Here is a 14,219-nt window from a genome sequence, read left to right as displayed (position 1 = left end):
GGTCGGCGTCATCGAGTCCGAGCTCGTCGCCGAGGGCGTCGAGCTCGTCGACCTGGGCCCGGAGGACCTGAGCGACGAGGACGGCGAGGACGACGAGATCCGTCCGCGCCGCCGCCGGCGCCGGGGTGGCCGCGGCCGCCGCGGCGGGCGTCGTCCCGAGGACGGCTCCGAGCCGGAGGGCGACGAGGACGCCGAGGACGGCCCGCACGACGAGGCCGCCGGGCGTCCCGCCGACGAGGACGCGGACGAGCACGGCGACGACCAGGACGACGACCACGGCGACGCCGAGGACGAGGGCGGGGAGTCGGCCTCGAGCCGTCGCCGTCGCCGCCGTCGCCGGGGCACCCGCGCGGAGCGGGCCGAGGCCGCGGTGGCGCGCACGCGCGACCGGGACGAGGTCACCGCGCTCAAGGGCTCCACACGCCTCGAGGCGAAGCGCCAGCGCCGCCGCGAGGGCCGCGACGCCGGCCGCCGCCGCCAGATCATCACGGAGGCGGAGTTCCTCGCCCGCCGCGAGTCGGTGACGCGGTCGATGGTCGTGCGCGAGCTCGACGGCCGCACCCAGATCGCCGTGCTCGAGGACGGCGTGCTCGTCGAGCACTACGTCTCCCAGCAGTCGCAGGCGTCGATGGTGGGCAACGTCTACCTCGGCCGCGTGCAGAACGTGCTGCCCAGCATGGAGGCCGCGTTCGTCGACGTCGGCAAGGGGCGCAACGCCGTGCTGTACGCCGGCGAGGTGAACTGGGACGCCGCGGGCCTCGAGGGCGGCCAGCCGCGCCGCATCGAGGAGGCGCTGAAGTCCGGCGACTCCGTGCTCGTGCAGGTCACCAAGGACCCGATCGGGCACAAGGGCGCGCGCCTCACCTCGCAGGTCACCCTCGCGGGCCGCTACCTCGTCCTCGTGCCCGGCGGCGGCATGACCGGCATCAGCCGCAAGCTCCCCGACACGGAGCGCAGCCGCCTCAAGAAGATCCTGCGCGACGTCGTGCCCGAGGGCTCGGGCGTCATCGTGCGGACCGCCGCGGAGGGCGCGAGCGAGGCCGAGCTGCGTGCCGACGTCGAGCGTCTGCAGGCGCAGTGGGCCGCGATCCAGAAGAAGTCGTCGTCCGCCAGCGCCCCCGCGCTGCTGCAGGGCGAGCCGGACCTCGCGATCCGCGTGGTGCGCGACATCTTCAACGACGACTTCTCGTCGCTGCAGATCCAGGGCCAGGGCGCGTGGGACGAGATCGCGCAGTACGTCGAGGAGCTCGCTCCCGACCTGCGCGACCGCGTCACCAAGTGGACGGAGAACACCGACGTGTTCGCCGTGCACCGCGTGGACGAGCAGCTCGCCAAGGGCATGGACCGCAAGGTCTGGCTGCCGTCCGGCGGGTCGCTGGTCATCGACCGCACCGAGGCGATGACGGTCGTCGACGTCAACACCGGCAAGTTCACCGGCGCGGGCGGCACCCTCGAGGAGACCGTCACGCGGAACAACCTCGAGGCGGCCGAGGAGATCGTGCGCCAGCTGCGGTTGCGCGACATCGGCGGCATCGTCGTCATCGACTTCATCGACATGGTGCTCGAGTCGAACCGCGACCTCGTGCTGCGCCGGCTGGTCGAGTGCCTGGGCCGCGACCGCACCAAGCACCAGGTGGCGGAGGTGACCTCGCTCGGTCTGGTGCAGATGACCCGCAAGCGCGTGGGTCAGGGCCTGGTCGAGGCGTTCTCCGAGACCTGCGAGCACTGCAAGGGCCGCGGGTTCATCGTGCACAGCGAGCCCATCGAGAAGGGTGGCGCCCCGCACCAGCACGCGGACGCCGACCAGGGCGAGGGCGCCAAGCGCTCGCGCCGCAAGCGCGGCGGCAAGCAGGCCGAGCCGGCGGCTCCCGCCCCGGCGGCCGAGGTGCCGACGCTGCCCGAGGACCGGTCCGAGGCGCGCGAGGCCGTCAAGGCCACGCTCGCGACGATCGCGGCCGCGGCGGCGCACGCCCACGAGCACGAGCACGACGCGAAGGACGAGTCGTCGCGGCCCGCGGAGGCGCCCTCCGACGCCCCCGCGCCGCTGACCCTCCCCGAGCCCGTCGAGGCCGCGGTCGTGACGCCCGTCGCGCCCGAGACCCTCATCGAGCTGCCCGAGCGCAAGCCGGAGGAGCCCGCCCCGGCGCCGTCGGCCGGGGAGCCCGCCGAGAAGCCCGTGAAGAAGGCGCCGCGCCGGGCGCGCAAAGGAGCCGGAGCACCGAAGTCTGCTCAGCCGGGTGCTGGGGAGGCTGCGGCCGGAGTGACCGGCACCGCATGACCGGCGACGAGTGACCTGACCGCGAGGTCGGGGCGAGGGCCCGAGATCGATGTCCACGACATCGACCTCGGGCCCTTCTCGTCGACCTCGGCGTGCCATGCTCGGGCCATGGACGACGGGGGCGGCGGGCGGCTCGAGGTGATCGCCGGGCCGATGTTCGCCGGCAAGACGGAGGAGCTGGTGCGCCGCGTGCACCGGGCGCGGATCGCGCGGCGCGGCGTGCTCGTCGTCGGGCACGCGCTGGACACGCGCAGCGGCCCCGGCCGGGTGGCCTCGCACTCGGGCCTGGAGCTGCCGTCGCGCAGCGTGCGGTCGGCGCAGGAGGTCCCGGGGCTCGTCGAGGCCGGCACCGAGCTGGTGGCGGTCGACGAGGCGCAGTTCTTCGGGCCGGAGCTGGTGGACGTCGTCACCGCGCTGGCGGACGCCGGCCTCGTCGTGGTGGTGGCGGGGTTGTCGGTGACGTTCGACGGCCGGCCGTTCGCGCCGCTGCCCGCGCTGATGGCGGTGGCCGAGTCGGTCACCAAGCTGACCGCCGTGTGCGCGGTGTGCGGGCGCGACGCCGCCTTCCACGTCCGGCTCGGCGGTGTGCGCGCGGGACGGCCGGGCGGGGACGCCGACGCGCTCGCCCCCGCCGCCGGCCACGTCGGCGGCACGGAGAGCTACGAGGCGCGCTGCCGACGCCACCGCGCCGGGTGAGGCGCCGGGGTGACGCGTCGGGTGGCGCGGCGAGCCGTCAGCCGCGCCCGAGCTGCTGCCGCAGCGGGCAGTCGAACGGGTCGCGGGCGGCCAGCCCGACCTGGTTGAGGTACCGCACCACGATCGCGTAGGAGGCCAGCAGCGAGGTCTCCGTGTACGGCATGCCGAGGCGGGCGCAGTGCTCGCGGACGATGACCCGGGCCCGCGCCAGGTGGGGGCGGGGCATGCTCGGGAACAGGTGGTGCTCGACCTGCAGGTTGAGGCCGCCCATGAGGACGCTCATCCAGGCGCCCCCGCGCACGTTCCGCGACGTGAGCACCTGCTTGGACAGGAAGTCGATGCGGCTGCCCGCGGGGATCATCGCCATGCCCTTGTGGTTGGGCGCGAAGGTCGCCCCCATGTAGACGCCGAACACGGCGAGCTGCACGCCGAGGAACGCGAAGCCGAGCCCGAGGGGCAGCACCCAGAACACCACGGCGACGTAGACGGTGAGGCGCACCAGGATGGTGACGAGCTCGCGCCGCCGCGCGGCCCGGTCCTCCGGCGGGCCGGACAGGAGCGACCGCACCGCCGTGACGTGCAGGTTGAGGCCCTCGAGCGTCAGCAGCGGGAAGAAGAGCCAGCCCTGGCGGCGCGTGATCGCGCCGAGGAACCCGCGGTGCTCGGCGGCGGCCTCCTCGGTGAAGGAGATGACGCCGGGCGCGACGTCGGGGTCCTTGCCGACCTGGTTGGGGTTGGCGTGGTGGCGCGTGTGCTTGGTCATCCACCACGAGTAGCTGATCCCCACCACGGCGTTCGCCAGCAGCCGGCCCACGCGGTCGTTGAGGGGACCGGACGCGAAGACCTGGCGGTGCGCGGTCTCGTGCGTGAGGAAGGCCAGCTGGGTGAGCACCAGCCCGAGGGCGGCGGCGATCAGCAGCTGGAACCACGAGTCGCCCAGCAGGACGAAGCCGGCGACGACGCCGCCCAGCGCGACGGCGAGGGCGACGGCCGTGGCGAGGTAGTAGCCGTACGCGCGGCGCAGGAGGCCGGCGTCACGGACCTCCTTCGACAGCGCGCCGTACGTGCTGGTGAACCGGGCGGCCTGACCGCCGCGAGCGGCGGACGGGGCCTGAGGGGCGGCCGGGACGACTGTGGGCATGCGTGCCTCGCAGGGGTCGGGGTCGACTTCCCAGCCGAGGGGTGAGCGGTTGCTCCGTCGTGCGGATGCCTCGAGCCTACGGTGCCGTAGGTTCAGGACAAGGGGGCTGTCCCCCCGAGCGCCCGGATCCGTGCGAGGACCGCGGCCGACGTGTCGGCGTCCGCGGCCGCGACGATCCCGCGCCCCCCGCGGACCGGCCCGCCGTCGAGGTCGGTGACGACGCAGCCGGCCGCCTCGCAGAGCGCGACGCCGGGCAGGAAGTGCACGCTGCCGTCGACGCCGGCACCCGTGACGTACGCGGCCTGCCGCCCGGCGGCGACCCACGCGAGGGCGAGCGACGTGGAGGCCACGCGCATCCCGAACGCCGCGCGCAGGGCCGGGTCCGCGACGAGCGCGGGCGTCGGGTCGCCGTTGTCGACGTCCACGTTGACCAGCCGCGTCACCGGGCTGGGGGAGAGGTCGGTGTCGGCGCCCGTGCCGGGCGCGCGGCGGCGGGCGCGGGCCCCGTCGGTCCAGAGCACCTCGCCGGTGAGCGGGTCGGCGACCGCCGCGACGAGGACGTGCTCGGTGGCGCCGCGCTGCTCGGCGAGCGCCACGTTGACGCCGAAGGACGGGACCCCGGCGGCGAAGTTGAGGGTGCCGCACAGCGGGTCGACGTACCAGCGCCGTGCGGCGTCCCCGCCCGAGGTGCCCAGCTCCTCGCCGACGACCCCGTCGTCCGGGCGTGCGGCGGCCAGCACCTCGCGGACGGCCCGCTCGGCGGCGACGTCCGTGTCGGTGGCGAAGTCGAGCGCGGACTTCGCGTGCCGCGTCACGGGGCGGCCGAACGCGGCGGCGACCTCCGTGGCGCCGGCCAGGGCGGCGGAGATCGCGACCTCGACGTCGGTCGGGCGGGGCCCGGGGGCGGGACGGGGAGCAGCCGTGGGGTGCGTCACGTCCGGCATCCTGGCACGTCCGGGGGCGGCCCTCAGTCCTCGACCAGCGGGACGAAGGAGTAGGTGCCGTGCTCGGACGTGCGGACCCTCCCGCCGTCGTCGCGCGTCACGAGCACCATGACGTGCCGCACCGGGATCACCATGCGGCCGCCGCGGGCCACCTGGTCGACCAGCTCGTCGGGCAGCCGGGTGGCCGCGGCGGAGACGAGCACGCGGTCCCAGCCGCCCGGGCGGGGCGCCCCGAGGACACCGGGGGTGGCGTGGGCCACGTGCGCCCAGGTCATGCCCGTGCGGCGCACGTTGGCCGCCCCGCGCGCGGCCAGGTCGGGGAACCGCTCCAGGCCGAGCACCGTGCCGTCGGGCCCGACGAGCCGGGCGAGCAGCGCCGTCGTCCAGCCGGAGCCGGACCCGACGTCCAGCACCTGCGCGCCTGCGTGCACCTCCAGGAGGCGGAGCATCGCCGCGACCGTCGACGGCTGCGAGCAGGTCTGCCGGTGCCCGATCTCGAGGGGCTGGTCGGCGGCGGCCCAGCGGGCCACGCCGCGGGGCAGGAAGCGGCGCCGGTCGACGTCGCGCAGCGCGGCGGCGACCGCGTCGGCGACGCCCCCCGCGCCCGTCGGCAGGTCGGCAGGTCCGGTCCGTCCGGCCATCTCCCCATCGTGGCCCCGCCCGGCGTCCGACACCGGGCGGGGCGACGACGGGCGAGCGACGGCACGCGGGGTGACGATCGATCCAGCGGCCGGCGTCCTCGTCGCCGGCCCGGAGATCGGAGGACGGCATGGCAGGGACGGTCGCGCGCGTCACGGAGATCACCGCCCGCTCGGACACGAGCTTCGAGGACGCGATCCGCGTCGGTCTCGAGCGTGCCGGCCGGACGGTCCGCAACATCACCGGCGCCTGGGTCAAGGAGCAGAAGGTCGACGTGTCCGACGGCACCGTCGTCGCGTGGCAGGTGGACCTGCAGGTGACCTTCGTCCTCGACGACTGAGAGGCCCGCGGACGGTGCGGCACGCCCGCCGCCGGCCGGCGGTGGGCGACGTCACGCCCTGGGCGGGCGGCGGAGGTTTGAACCCTTCGGCTCGCTCGCGTAGTCTTGGACGTCGGCACGCCTCTGGTGTGCCAGTCCCGTGTGCCCACGACGCACCGCACTCGACCGCCGCGGCGGGCCGAGTTGCAGACCAAGTCGGTGATTCGACGTCGTGCGGCATGCCCAGACCAGGAGAGATGAGCAGCAACGTGGTGTACGCGATCGTCAAGGCCGGTGGCCGTCAGGAGAAGGTGTCCGTCGGGGACATCGTCGTCATGGACCGACTCAAGGCCCAGGCCGGTGACACGGTGGAGCTGCCCGCTCTGCTCCTGGTGGACGGGGAGAAGGTGACCACCGACGCCGCGAAGCTGGCGAAGGTCAAGGTCACGGCTGAGGTCGTGCGGGACGAGAAGGGCCCGAAGATCACGATCCTCAAGTACAAGAACAAGACCGGCTACCGCAAGCGCCAGGGTCACCGCCAGTCGCTGACCCGCCTCAAGGTCACCGGCATCAAGTGACTCACCGCCGGGCCGAGCGCGACACCCCGCAGCACGGCCCGCGGCACTGATCCCCTCGTTCTTCGCAGAAAGCAGGTCTGAAAGATGGCACACAAGAAGGGCGCGAGCTCCTCGCGCAACGGTCGTGACTCGAACTCGCAGCGTCTCGGCGTGAAGCGCTACGGCGGCCAGGTCGTCAAGGCCGGCGAGATCATCGTCCGCCAGCGCGGCACCCACTTCCACCCCGGCGAGAACGTCGGCCGTGGCGGCGACGACACGCTGTTCGCGCTGACCGCCGGCTCGGTGGCCTTCGCGACGCGTCGTGGCCGCAAGGTCATCGACATCGTCGCGGCCGAGGTCTGAGCCGCAACACACTTCCTCGACTCCCACCCGAGTCGACGACGAGGGGCGCACCGTCGCGGTGCGCCCCTCGTCGCTTTGCCTGAGAGGATCTGACCATGGCCAGCTTCGTCGATCGCGTGGTGCTGCACGCCGTGGGCGGTGACGGCGGCCACGGTGTCGCGTCGATCCGCCGCGAGAAGTTCAAGCCCCTCGCGGGCCCCGACGGCGGCAACGGGGGCGACGGGGGCACCGTGCGCCTCGTCGTCGACCCGCAGACCACGACGCTGCTGGAGTACCACCACTCGCCGCACCGCCGGGCGACGAGCGGCACCCAGGGCATGGGCGACGACCGCGACGGCGCCAACGGCGGCGACCTCGTGCTGGTCGTGCCGGACGGCACCGTCGTCAAGGACCGCGAGGGCAACGTGCTGGCCGACCTCGTCGGCGCCGGCGCGGAGTACGTCGTCGCGCAGGGCGGCCGCGGCGGCCTCGGCAACCGCGCCCTCGCCTCCCCGAAGCGCAAGGCGCCGGGCTTCGCGCTGCTCGGCGAGCCGGGCGAGGAGCGCGAGGTCGTCCTCGAGCTCAAGACGATCGCCGACGTCGCCCTCGTCGGGTACCCGAGCGCGGGCAAGTCGTCGCTGGTCGCCGCGATCTCCGCCGCGCGCCCCAAGATCGCCGACTACCCGTTCACCACGCTCGTGCCGAACCTCGGCGTCGTGCAGGCGGGGGAGACCCGCTACACGGTGGCCGACGTGCCCGGGCTGATCCCGGGCGCGAGCGAGGGCAAGGGCCTCGGCCTGGAGTTCCTGCGGCACGTCGAGCGCACCGCCGTCCTGGTGCACGTGCTGGACTGCGCCACCCTCGAGCCGGGCCGCGACCCGCTCAGCGACCTGGACGTCATCGAGGCCGAGCTGGCCGCGTACGCCGGGGATCTCGGGATCGAGGGCGGCCGGGTGCCGCTCACCGAGCGCCCGCGGCTCGTGGTGCTCAACAAGATCGACGTCCCCGAGGCGCGCGAGCTCGCCGAGCTGGTGCGCCCCGACCTGGAGGCGCGCGGGCTGCGCGTCTTCGAGGTGTCGACGGCGAGCCACGAGGGCCTGCGCCCGCTGACCTTCGCGCTCGGCGAGCTCGTCGAGCGCGCCCGCGCGGCCGCCCCGGCGCCCGAGCCGACGCGGGTCGTGCTGCGCCCCAGGGCGGTCGACGAGGCCGGGTTCACCGTCACGGCCCGGCGCGAGCACGAGGGCGTCTACTACGAGGTCCGCGGGTCCAAGCCCGAGCGGTGGGTGCGCCAGACGGACTTCAACAACGACGAGGCGGTCGGCTTCCTGGCGGACCGGCTCGCCAAGCTGGGCGTCGAGGACCGGCTCCTCAAGGCGGGCGCGGTCGCCGGCGACGAGGTGCGCATCGGCGACCCCACCAACGCCGTCGTCTTCGACTGGGAGCCGACGCTCACCACCGGCCCCGAGCTGCTGGGCGTGCGCGGCACCGACATGCGCCTCGAGGAGAGCGCCCGACCGACCCGTGGCGAGAAGCGCCGCGAGCACCAGGAGCGGATGGACGCCAAGACCGAGGCGCGCCGCGAGCTGTGGACGGAGCGCGAGTCGGGTCACTGGACGGACCCCGACGACGCCTGACCGAGGATCCGGCGAGAATGCCGGGGTGAACGCCGCCACCTCCCGCGCCAGCCTGCCCACGGCACATCGGATCGTCGTGAAGATCGGGTCGTCGTCGCTCACCGGTCCGGACGCACGCCTCGACCTCGGCGCGCTGCGCGCCCTGGTCGACGTGCTGGCCGCGCGGGTGGCGGACGGCGGGCAGGTCGTGCTCGTCTCCTCGGGCGCGATCGCCGCCGGCATCGGCCCGCTCGGGCTCAGCGCCCGGCCGCGCGACGTGGCGACGATGCAGGCCGCGGCCATGCTCGGCCAGGGCCAGCTCGTGGCCCGGTACACCGAGGCGTTCGCCGCGCACGGCCTGCAGATGGGGCAGGTGCTGCTCACCGCCGAGGACACGGTGCGTCGGTCGCGCTACCGCAACGCGCAGCGGTCGCTGGAGCGCCTGCTGGCGCTCGGCGTCGTGCCCGTCGTGAACGAGAACGACGCCGTCACGACGGACGAGCTGACGTTCGGCGACAACGACCGCCTGGCCGCGCTGGTCTCCCACCTCGTGCGGGCGGACGCGATGGTGCTGCTCACCGACGTCGACGGCCTGCACGACGCCCCGCCGTCGCGCCCCGGCGCCCGGCGCATCGCGCACGTGGCCGACCTCGCCGACCTCGACGGGGTCGAGGTCACCGCGCGCGGCAGCGCCGTCGGCACGGGGGGCATGGTCACCAAGCTCGAGTCGGCGCGGATCGCGACGGGCGCGGGCGTGCCGGTCGTGCTGACCAGCGCGCCGCACGTCGCGGCCGCGCTGGCGGGCGAGGACGTCGGCACGTTCTTCGAGGCGACCGGCCGGCGCACGACGGCCCGGCGGCTGTGGATCGCGCACGCCGCGCAGTCCCACGGCCGGCTGCACCTCGACGCCGGCGCCGCACGGGCCGTCCTGGGCGGGCGGGCGTCCCTGCTGCCGGCGGGCGTCACGCGCGTCGAGGGCACCTTCGAGGCCGGCGACCCCGTGGAGCTGGTCGGGCCCGACGACGTGGTGCTCGCGCGGGGCCTCGTGGCGTTCGACTCGGGCGAGCTGCCGGGCCTGCTCGGCCGGTCGACCTTCGACCTGCGCGCCGAGCTGGGGGAGGGCTACGACCGGGAGGTCGTGCACCGCGACGACCTCGTGCTCGAGCACCGCCGCTGACACCTCGGCGACGAGCCGGCGATGAGTTCGGTGCGGCGACGACGTCGGTAGGGGCAGCGGCGCGCGCGGTGCGCGCCCCCGCCCAGGAGGCTCCCATGCGTCGCACGCACCCCGTCCTCGCCCTCGTCATCTCGTTCGTCGCCGCCGTCGGCACCGTGCTGGCGCTCGCCGTCGCCCCGGCGTCGGCGGCGCCCCGCCCGTCCCCGACGGCCGCGCGGGCCCCGGCCCCGCCGACCGAGTACACGGGGGAGCTCGCGGGCGCCCGCTACCGCGTGCTGGTCCCGGACGACTGGAACGGCACGCTCGTGCTGTTCAGCCACGGGCACTACCCGTCGGAGTTCTTCGGCGGCTTCCCGGTGCCGCACCTGCTGGGCAACCAGGAGCTGAGCGAGCAGACGCTCACCGACCAGGGGTACGCCGTGGCGGCCTCGCTCTTCCAGGGCGGCGGGCTGGACTTCACGGTGCCGACGGCGGTGGCCGACCAGTCGCGCCTCCTGGACTGGTTCTCCGCGCACGTCGGGGAGCCGGCGCGCACCCTCACCTACGGGCAGTCGATGGGCGCCGTCACCGCGGTCGCGCACGCCGAGGCCGAGCCCGACCGGATCGACGGGGTGCTCACGGTCGGCGGCGTGATCGACTGGGTGGGGCAGCTCGACGCGATCCTCGACATGAACCTCGCGACCCGCGTGCTGCTCACCGACGGCACCGACGCCCACGGGAACCCGATCGAGCTCGTCGACGCGGCGGACCCGCAGGCGAGCCGCGACGCGCTGGTCGCCGCGCTCACCGCGGCGGCGGAGACGCCCGAGGGGCGCGCCCGGATCTCCCTCGTCGCCTCCCTCAACACGGTGACCGGGTGGTACTGGATGAACGAGCCGCGCCCGGCGGACGCCGAGGCATGGGCGCGCGGGCAGGCGCAGTGGCTGATCGGCGCCTACACGCTCGGGCTGGGGCCGACGGCGCGCGTGCACCTGGAGGCGACGCTGGGCGGCAACCCCAGCAGCACCGACCTCACCCGGCTGCGGACGCGGCTCGCGCGGTCGGGCGACGCCGCCGGGGTGCGGTCCGCCTACGCCGCGGCGGGCCTCGACCTGCGCGCCGACCTGGCCGCCCTGGAGGCGGCCGCCCCGATCGTGGCGGACCCGTCCGCCCGAGCGGCGATGGTCGCCCACCGGCCGGAGGGCACGACGCCGTCCCCGGTCCTCACCCTGCACACGACGGGCGACGGCGGCGCCCCGCCGTCGGGCGAGCGGTCCTTCGCGCAGCGGGTGCGGGAGGTGGGCCACCCCGGCAACCTCCGCAGCCTGTACGTCGAGCGCGGGGCGCACCTGTCGGTCAGCCTCGGCGAGGAGCTCGTGGCCCTGCGCACCCTGGAGCGCCGGATCGACACCGGCCGGTGGCCCTCGCTCGCCCCGCGGCGGCTGAACCGCGCGGCCGACGCCCTGGGCCCGGACTACCGGGCGACCTTCGAGGTCGTGACGCTGCAGACCTTCGACCACGCGCCCGCGTTCACGCGCTTCGTGCCCCCGCGCGCACCCCGTCCCTCCTGGTGAGAGGGGGCTCCTCCGGGCGGGCGCCGCGTCGTACCCTCGGGGGATGACCACGACCCTCCCCGAGCAGGCCGCCGGCAGCGACCAGGGCGCCGACGTCACGTCCGCCGTGCACGAGGTCGCGCGGCGGGCCAAGGTCGCCTCCCGCACGCTCGCCACCGCGAACCGGGCCACCAAGGACGCCGCCCTGCGCGCGCTCGCCGCGGCGCTCGAGGACGCGGCCGACCGGATCGTCGCCGCCAACGCCGACGACCTGGCCCGGGGCCGGGAGCGGGGGCTCGCCGACGGGCTGCTCGACCGGCTCGCGCTGACCCCGGCGCGCGTGGGAGCCATCGCCGACGCGCTGCGGGAGCTCGCGGCGCTGCCGGACCCCGTGGGCGAGGTCGTGCGCGGGCAGACGCTGCCGAACGGCCTGCGGCTGCGCCAGCTGCGCGTGCCGATGGGCGTGGTCGGGATGATCTACGAGGCGCGGCCCAACGTGACGGTGGACGCCGCAGGCCTCGCGCTGAAGTCCGGCAACGCCGTGATCCTGCGGGGCGGCAGCGCGGCGGCGTCGTCCAACGCCGTCGTCGTGGACGTGCTGCGCGCGGCGCTGGCGACCCAGGGGCTGCCCGCCGACCTCGTGCAGACCATCGACGCGTACGGCCGCCCCGGAGGTGTCGCCCTCATGCAGGCGCGCGGGCTGGTCGACGTGCTCGTGCCGCGCGGCGGCGCGGACCTCATCCGCACCGTCGTGGAGTCGTCCACCGTGCCGGTCATCGAGACCGGGGTCGGCAACGTGCACGTGTACGTGGACGCCACGGCCGACGTCGCCGAGGCCGTCGAGATCGTCCTGAACGCCAAGACCCAGCGCGTCGGGGTCTGCAACGCGGCGGAGACGCTGCTGGTGCACGCCGACGCGGCCGAGGCGTTCCTGCCCGCCGCCCTGGCCGCCCTGGGCGGCGCCGGCGTCGTGCTGCACGGGGACTCCCGCTCCGTCGCCCTGGCGCCCGAGGCCGTCGAGGTGCTGCCCGCGACCGACCACGACTGGGCCACCGAGTACCTGGCGCTGGAGCTCGCGGTGCGCGTGGTCGACTCCCTCGACGACGCCATCGAGCACATCCGCACCTGGTCGTCCGGGCACACCGAGGCGATCCTCACCCGCGACCTCGCCGCGTCCGAGCGGTTCGTCGCGGAGGTGGACTCCGCGGCGGTGATGGTGAACGCGTCGACGCGCTTCACCGACGGCGGCCAGCTCGGCCTGGGCGCCGAGATCGGCATCTCCACGCAGAAGCTGCACGCCCGTGGCCCGATGGGCCTGGCCGAGCTCACCACCACCAAGTGGGTGGTGCACGGCGACGGGCACGTCCGGCCCTGACGGCCCCGCCGTCGCCCGTCGGCCCCGCTCCCGCCCCGTGAGAGACTGGGCCCCGATCGCACCTGCCGCACCCACGACGCACAGGAGGAACCCGTGCTGCACACCGCCGTCCAGGTGGCCCAGGAGGCCGCCGAGCACGCCGAGACCATCTCCCCGATCGCGATGGGTCTCCTCGCGTTCGGTGGCCTGGTCGCCGCGCTCGTGGTGACGTACGCCTTCCGCAACGTGTCCAACCGCCACTGACGACCGCCGTCCGGCCAGCGTGAACGAGCCGTCGTCGCAGCCGCGCCGTCCGCGCCTGGGCGTGATGGGCGGCACGTTCGACCCCATCCACCACGGGCACCTGGTCGCCGCCAGCGAGGCGGCGGCGCTGCTGGATCTCGACGAGGTCGTGTTCGTCCCCACGGGCAAGCCGACCTTCAAGCAGCACCAGCACGTCTCCGAGGCGGAGCACCGCTACCTCATGACGGTGATCGCGACGGCGTCGAACCCGCGCTTCACCGTGAGCCGCGTGGACATCGACCGCCCGGGGCTCACGTACACCGTCGACACGTTGCGGGACCTGCGCGAGGAACGCCCCGACGCCGACCTGTTCTTCATCAGCGGCGCCGACGCGATCGAGCAGATCCTCACCTGGAAGGATGCCGCCCACCTGTGGGAGATGGCACACTTCGTGGCTGTCACGCGGCCGGGGCACCAGCTCACGGTGGACGGACTGCCCCACGACGGGGTCACGACGCTGGAGGTCCCGGCGCTGGCGATCTCGTCGAGCGACTGCCGTCGCCGGGCGCAGGCCGGTCAACCGGTGTGGTACCTGGTGCCGGACGGCGTGGTCCAGTACATCGCCAAGCACGGTCTGTATCGAGGTCTCGATGAGTGACAACAACCCGTCCCGCCCGCTGACCCGCCGCGAGATCCGCGAGCGGGAGCAGGCGGCCGCCGCCGCGCAGGCCCCCCAGGCCCCGGCGGCGCCGCCGCCCGCGGCCGGCCCGGACTACGGCCGCCCCGCGGCGCCGTCCCCGTTCGGCCCGCCCGCCGGGTCGGCGGGCGGCGCCCCCGCGTCCCGGTTCGCCGCGCCGCCGACCAGCGCCCCGTCGCGCCGGTCGCTGCGCGAGCAGAGCCCCGCGGCGGGACCCGCCCCGGCGCCGATGGTCCGGCCGCCGTCGGCCTCGGCGGGTGTGCGCGGCCTCGACGAGACGGGCCGCCTGGCCCCCATCCAGCGCCCCACCGGGGAGATGTCCCGCGCGGTCGCGCCCGCCCCGGTGTCGCGGCCCGCGGCGCCGAGCGCCCAGGCGGCCCCCACGCGCACCTCGATGCGACGTGACTTCGCTGCACCGCCGGCCGCGCCCTCGCCCGCCCCGACGGGCATGACGCTGCCGCCCCTGTCCTCCCCGGCGAGCGCCGCCCCGCCCGCGGCGACCCCGCCCGCCTCGGTGGCCCCGCGCCCCGACGGGCCCGCGCGTCGTTCGCCGTTCGCGACCACCGGGTCGGACTCGCCGTTCGGCGCGCCGTCGGCGCCGACCGCCGCGCCCACCGCCCGGGCCGCCGCGCCGGCGGCGCCCGTGAGCGCGCCGGCCTCGTCGACGCCCCCGCCGCTGCCCTGGGC

At 75.5% G+C, this 14,219-nt stretch carries 14 protein-coding genes and 1 pseudogene; 11 read left to right on the top strand and 4 right to left on the bottom strand.

Annotated features, from left to right (window positions below):
• Together ACFU5J_RS21540 and ACFU5J_RS21535 are read left to right on the top strand one after the other, a co-directional pair.
• On the top strand, positions 1-2,278 hold a 2,278-nt coding region (locus tag ACFU5J_RS21540; protein ID WP_430580077.1), incomplete at its 5' end, for an Rne/Rng family ribonuclease.
• Between the two features lie 108 nt (positions 2,279-2,386).
• On the top strand, positions 2,387-2,974 hold the full coding sequence (locus ACFU5J_RS21535; RefSeq protein WP_430580076.1) for a thymidine kinase: 588 nt from the start codon (positions 2,387-2,389) through the stop codon (positions 2,972-2,974).
• Between the two features lie 37 nt (positions 2,975-3,011).
• On the opposite strand, the gene ACFU5J_RS21530 is transcribed toward ACFU5J_RS21535, so the two are convergent.
• The 3 genes from ACFU5J_RS21530 to ACFU5J_RS21520 all read right to left on the bottom strand — a co-directional run bounded on the left by ACFU5J_RS21530 (position 3,012) and on the right by ACFU5J_RS21520 (position 5,700).
• Positions 3,012-4,115 (bottom strand): fatty acid desaturase family protein, encoded by a 1,104-nt coding sequence (locus ACFU5J_RS21530; protein WP_430580075.1) that lies wholly within the window; start codon positions 4,113-4,115, stop codon positions 3,012-3,014.
• 92 nt (positions 4,116-4,207) lie between these two features.
• Positions 4,208-5,050, bottom strand: a complete 843-nt coding sequence (locus ACFU5J_RS21525) for an inositol monophosphatase family protein (RefSeq protein WP_430580074.1) — start codon at positions 5,048-5,050, stop codon at positions 4,208-4,210.
• Positions 5,051-5,082: 32 nt separating this feature from the next.
• A complete protein-coding gene (locus ACFU5J_RS21520; RefSeq protein WP_430580073.1) occupies positions 5,083-5,700 on the bottom strand; it encodes a protein-L-isoaspartate O-methyltransferase in 618 nt (205 codons plus the stop codon).
• Between the two features lie 128 nt (positions 5,701-5,828).
• Here ACFU5J_RS21520 and ACFU5J_RS21515 point away from each other — a divergent pair, with 128 nt between their 5' ends.
• The 9 genes from ACFU5J_RS21515 to nadD all read left to right on the top strand — a co-directional run bounded on the left by ACFU5J_RS21515 (position 5,829) and on the right by nadD (position 13,493).
• Positions 5,829-6,038, top strand: coding sequence for a dodecin family protein (locus ACFU5J_RS21515; protein ID WP_430576256.1), 210 nt, complete (start codon positions 5,829-5,831; stop codon positions 6,036-6,038).
• 248 nt (positions 6,039-6,286) lie between these two features.
• Positions 6,287-6,595: a 50S ribosomal protein L21 gene (gene rplU, locus ACFU5J_RS21510; RefSeq protein ID WP_380315082.1), complete on the top strand. Its 309-nt coding sequence runs from the start codon at positions 6,287-6,289 to the stop codon at positions 6,593-6,595.
• A gap of 84 nt (positions 6,596-6,679) precedes the next feature.
• Positions 6,680-6,937, top strand: a complete 258-nt coding sequence (gene rpmA, locus ACFU5J_RS21505) for a 50S ribosomal protein L27 (RefSeq protein WP_079574743.1) — start codon at positions 6,680-6,682, stop codon at positions 6,935-6,937.
• Between the two features lie 95 nt (positions 6,938-7,032).
• Complete coding sequence (gene obgE, locus ACFU5J_RS21500; protein ID WP_430576255.1) at positions 7,033-8,550, top strand: GTPase ObgE; 1,518 nt, start codon at positions 7,033-7,035, stop codon at positions 8,548-8,550.
• Between the two features lie 25 nt (positions 8,551-8,575).
• Positions 8,576-9,706 (top strand): glutamate 5-kinase, encoded by a 1,131-nt coding sequence (gene proB, locus ACFU5J_RS21495; RefSeq protein WP_430576254.1) that lies wholly within the window; start codon positions 8,576-8,578, stop codon positions 9,704-9,706.
• Positions 9,707-9,801: 95 nt separating this feature from the next.
• Positions 9,802-11,259 (top strand): alpha/beta hydrolase family protein, encoded by a 1,458-nt coding sequence (locus ACFU5J_RS21490; RefSeq protein ID WP_430580072.1) that lies wholly within the window; start codon positions 9,802-9,804, stop codon positions 11,257-11,259.
• 43 nt (positions 11,260-11,302) lie between these two features.
• Positions 11,303-12,613: a glutamate-5-semialdehyde dehydrogenase gene (locus ACFU5J_RS21485; RefSeq protein ID WP_430580071.1), complete on the top strand. Its 1,311-nt coding sequence runs from the start codon at positions 11,303-11,305 to the stop codon at positions 12,611-12,613.
• Positions 12,614-12,706: 93 nt separating this feature from the next.
• The gene (locus ACFU5J_RS21480; RefSeq protein WP_380314886.1) at positions 12,707-12,856 is read left to right on the top strand and encodes a hypothetical protein; all 150 of its coding nucleotides are present in this window, start codon (positions 12,707-12,709) and stop codon (positions 12,854-12,856) included.
• 19 nt (positions 12,857-12,875) lie between these two features.
• Positions 12,876-13,493, top strand: coding sequence for a nicotinate-nucleotide adenylyltransferase (gene nadD, locus ACFU5J_RS21475; protein ID WP_430576251.1), 618 nt, complete (start codon positions 12,876-12,878; stop codon positions 13,491-13,493).
• A 114-nt stretch (positions 13,494-13,607) separates the two neighbouring features.
• On the opposite strand, the pseudogene ACFU5J_RS21470 reads toward nadD, so the two are convergent.
• Positions 13,608-14,219 (bottom strand): annotated as a pseudogene (locus ACFU5J_RS21470) (hypothetical protein); the annotation flags it as partial.

This window comes from Isoptericola sp. NPDC057559 (assembly GCF_042801555.1).
GTDB lineage: Bacteria > Actinomycetota > Actinomycetes > Actinomycetales > Cellulomonadaceae > Isoptericola.
This window is presented reverse-complemented; position numbering and strand designations above follow the sequence as displayed.

Coding starts and splice junctions, on each gene's coding strand:
- ACFU5J_RS21535 (WP_430580076.1), top strand. CDS start 2,387: ATGGACGACGGGGGCGGCGGGCGGCTCGAGGTGATCGCCGGGCCGATG.
- ACFU5J_RS21530 (WP_430580075.1), bottom strand. CDS start 4,115: ATGCCCACAGTCGTCCCGGCCGCCCCTCAGGCCCCGTCCGCCGCTCGC.
- ACFU5J_RS21520 (WP_430580073.1), bottom strand. CDS start 5,700: ATGGCCGGACGGACCGGACCTGCCGACCTGCCGACGGGCGCGGGGGGC.
- ACFU5J_RS21515 (WP_430576256.1), top strand. CDS start 5,829: ATGGCAGGGACGGTCGCGCGCGTCACGGAGATCACCGCCCGCTCGGAC.
- rpmA (WP_079574743.1), top strand. CDS start 6,680: ATGGCACACAAGAAGGGCGCGAGCTCCTCGCGCAACGGTCGTGACTCG.
- obgE (WP_430576255.1), top strand. CDS start 7,033: ATGGCCAGCTTCGTCGATCGCGTGGTGCTGCACGCCGTGGGCGGTGAC.
- ACFU5J_RS21490 (WP_430580072.1), top strand. CDS start 9,802: ATGCGTCGCACGCACCCCGTCCTCGCCCTCGTCATCTCGTTCGTCGCC.
- ACFU5J_RS21485 (WP_430580071.1), top strand. CDS start 11,303: ATGACCACGACCCTCCCCGAGCAGGCCGCCGGCAGCGACCAGGGCGCC.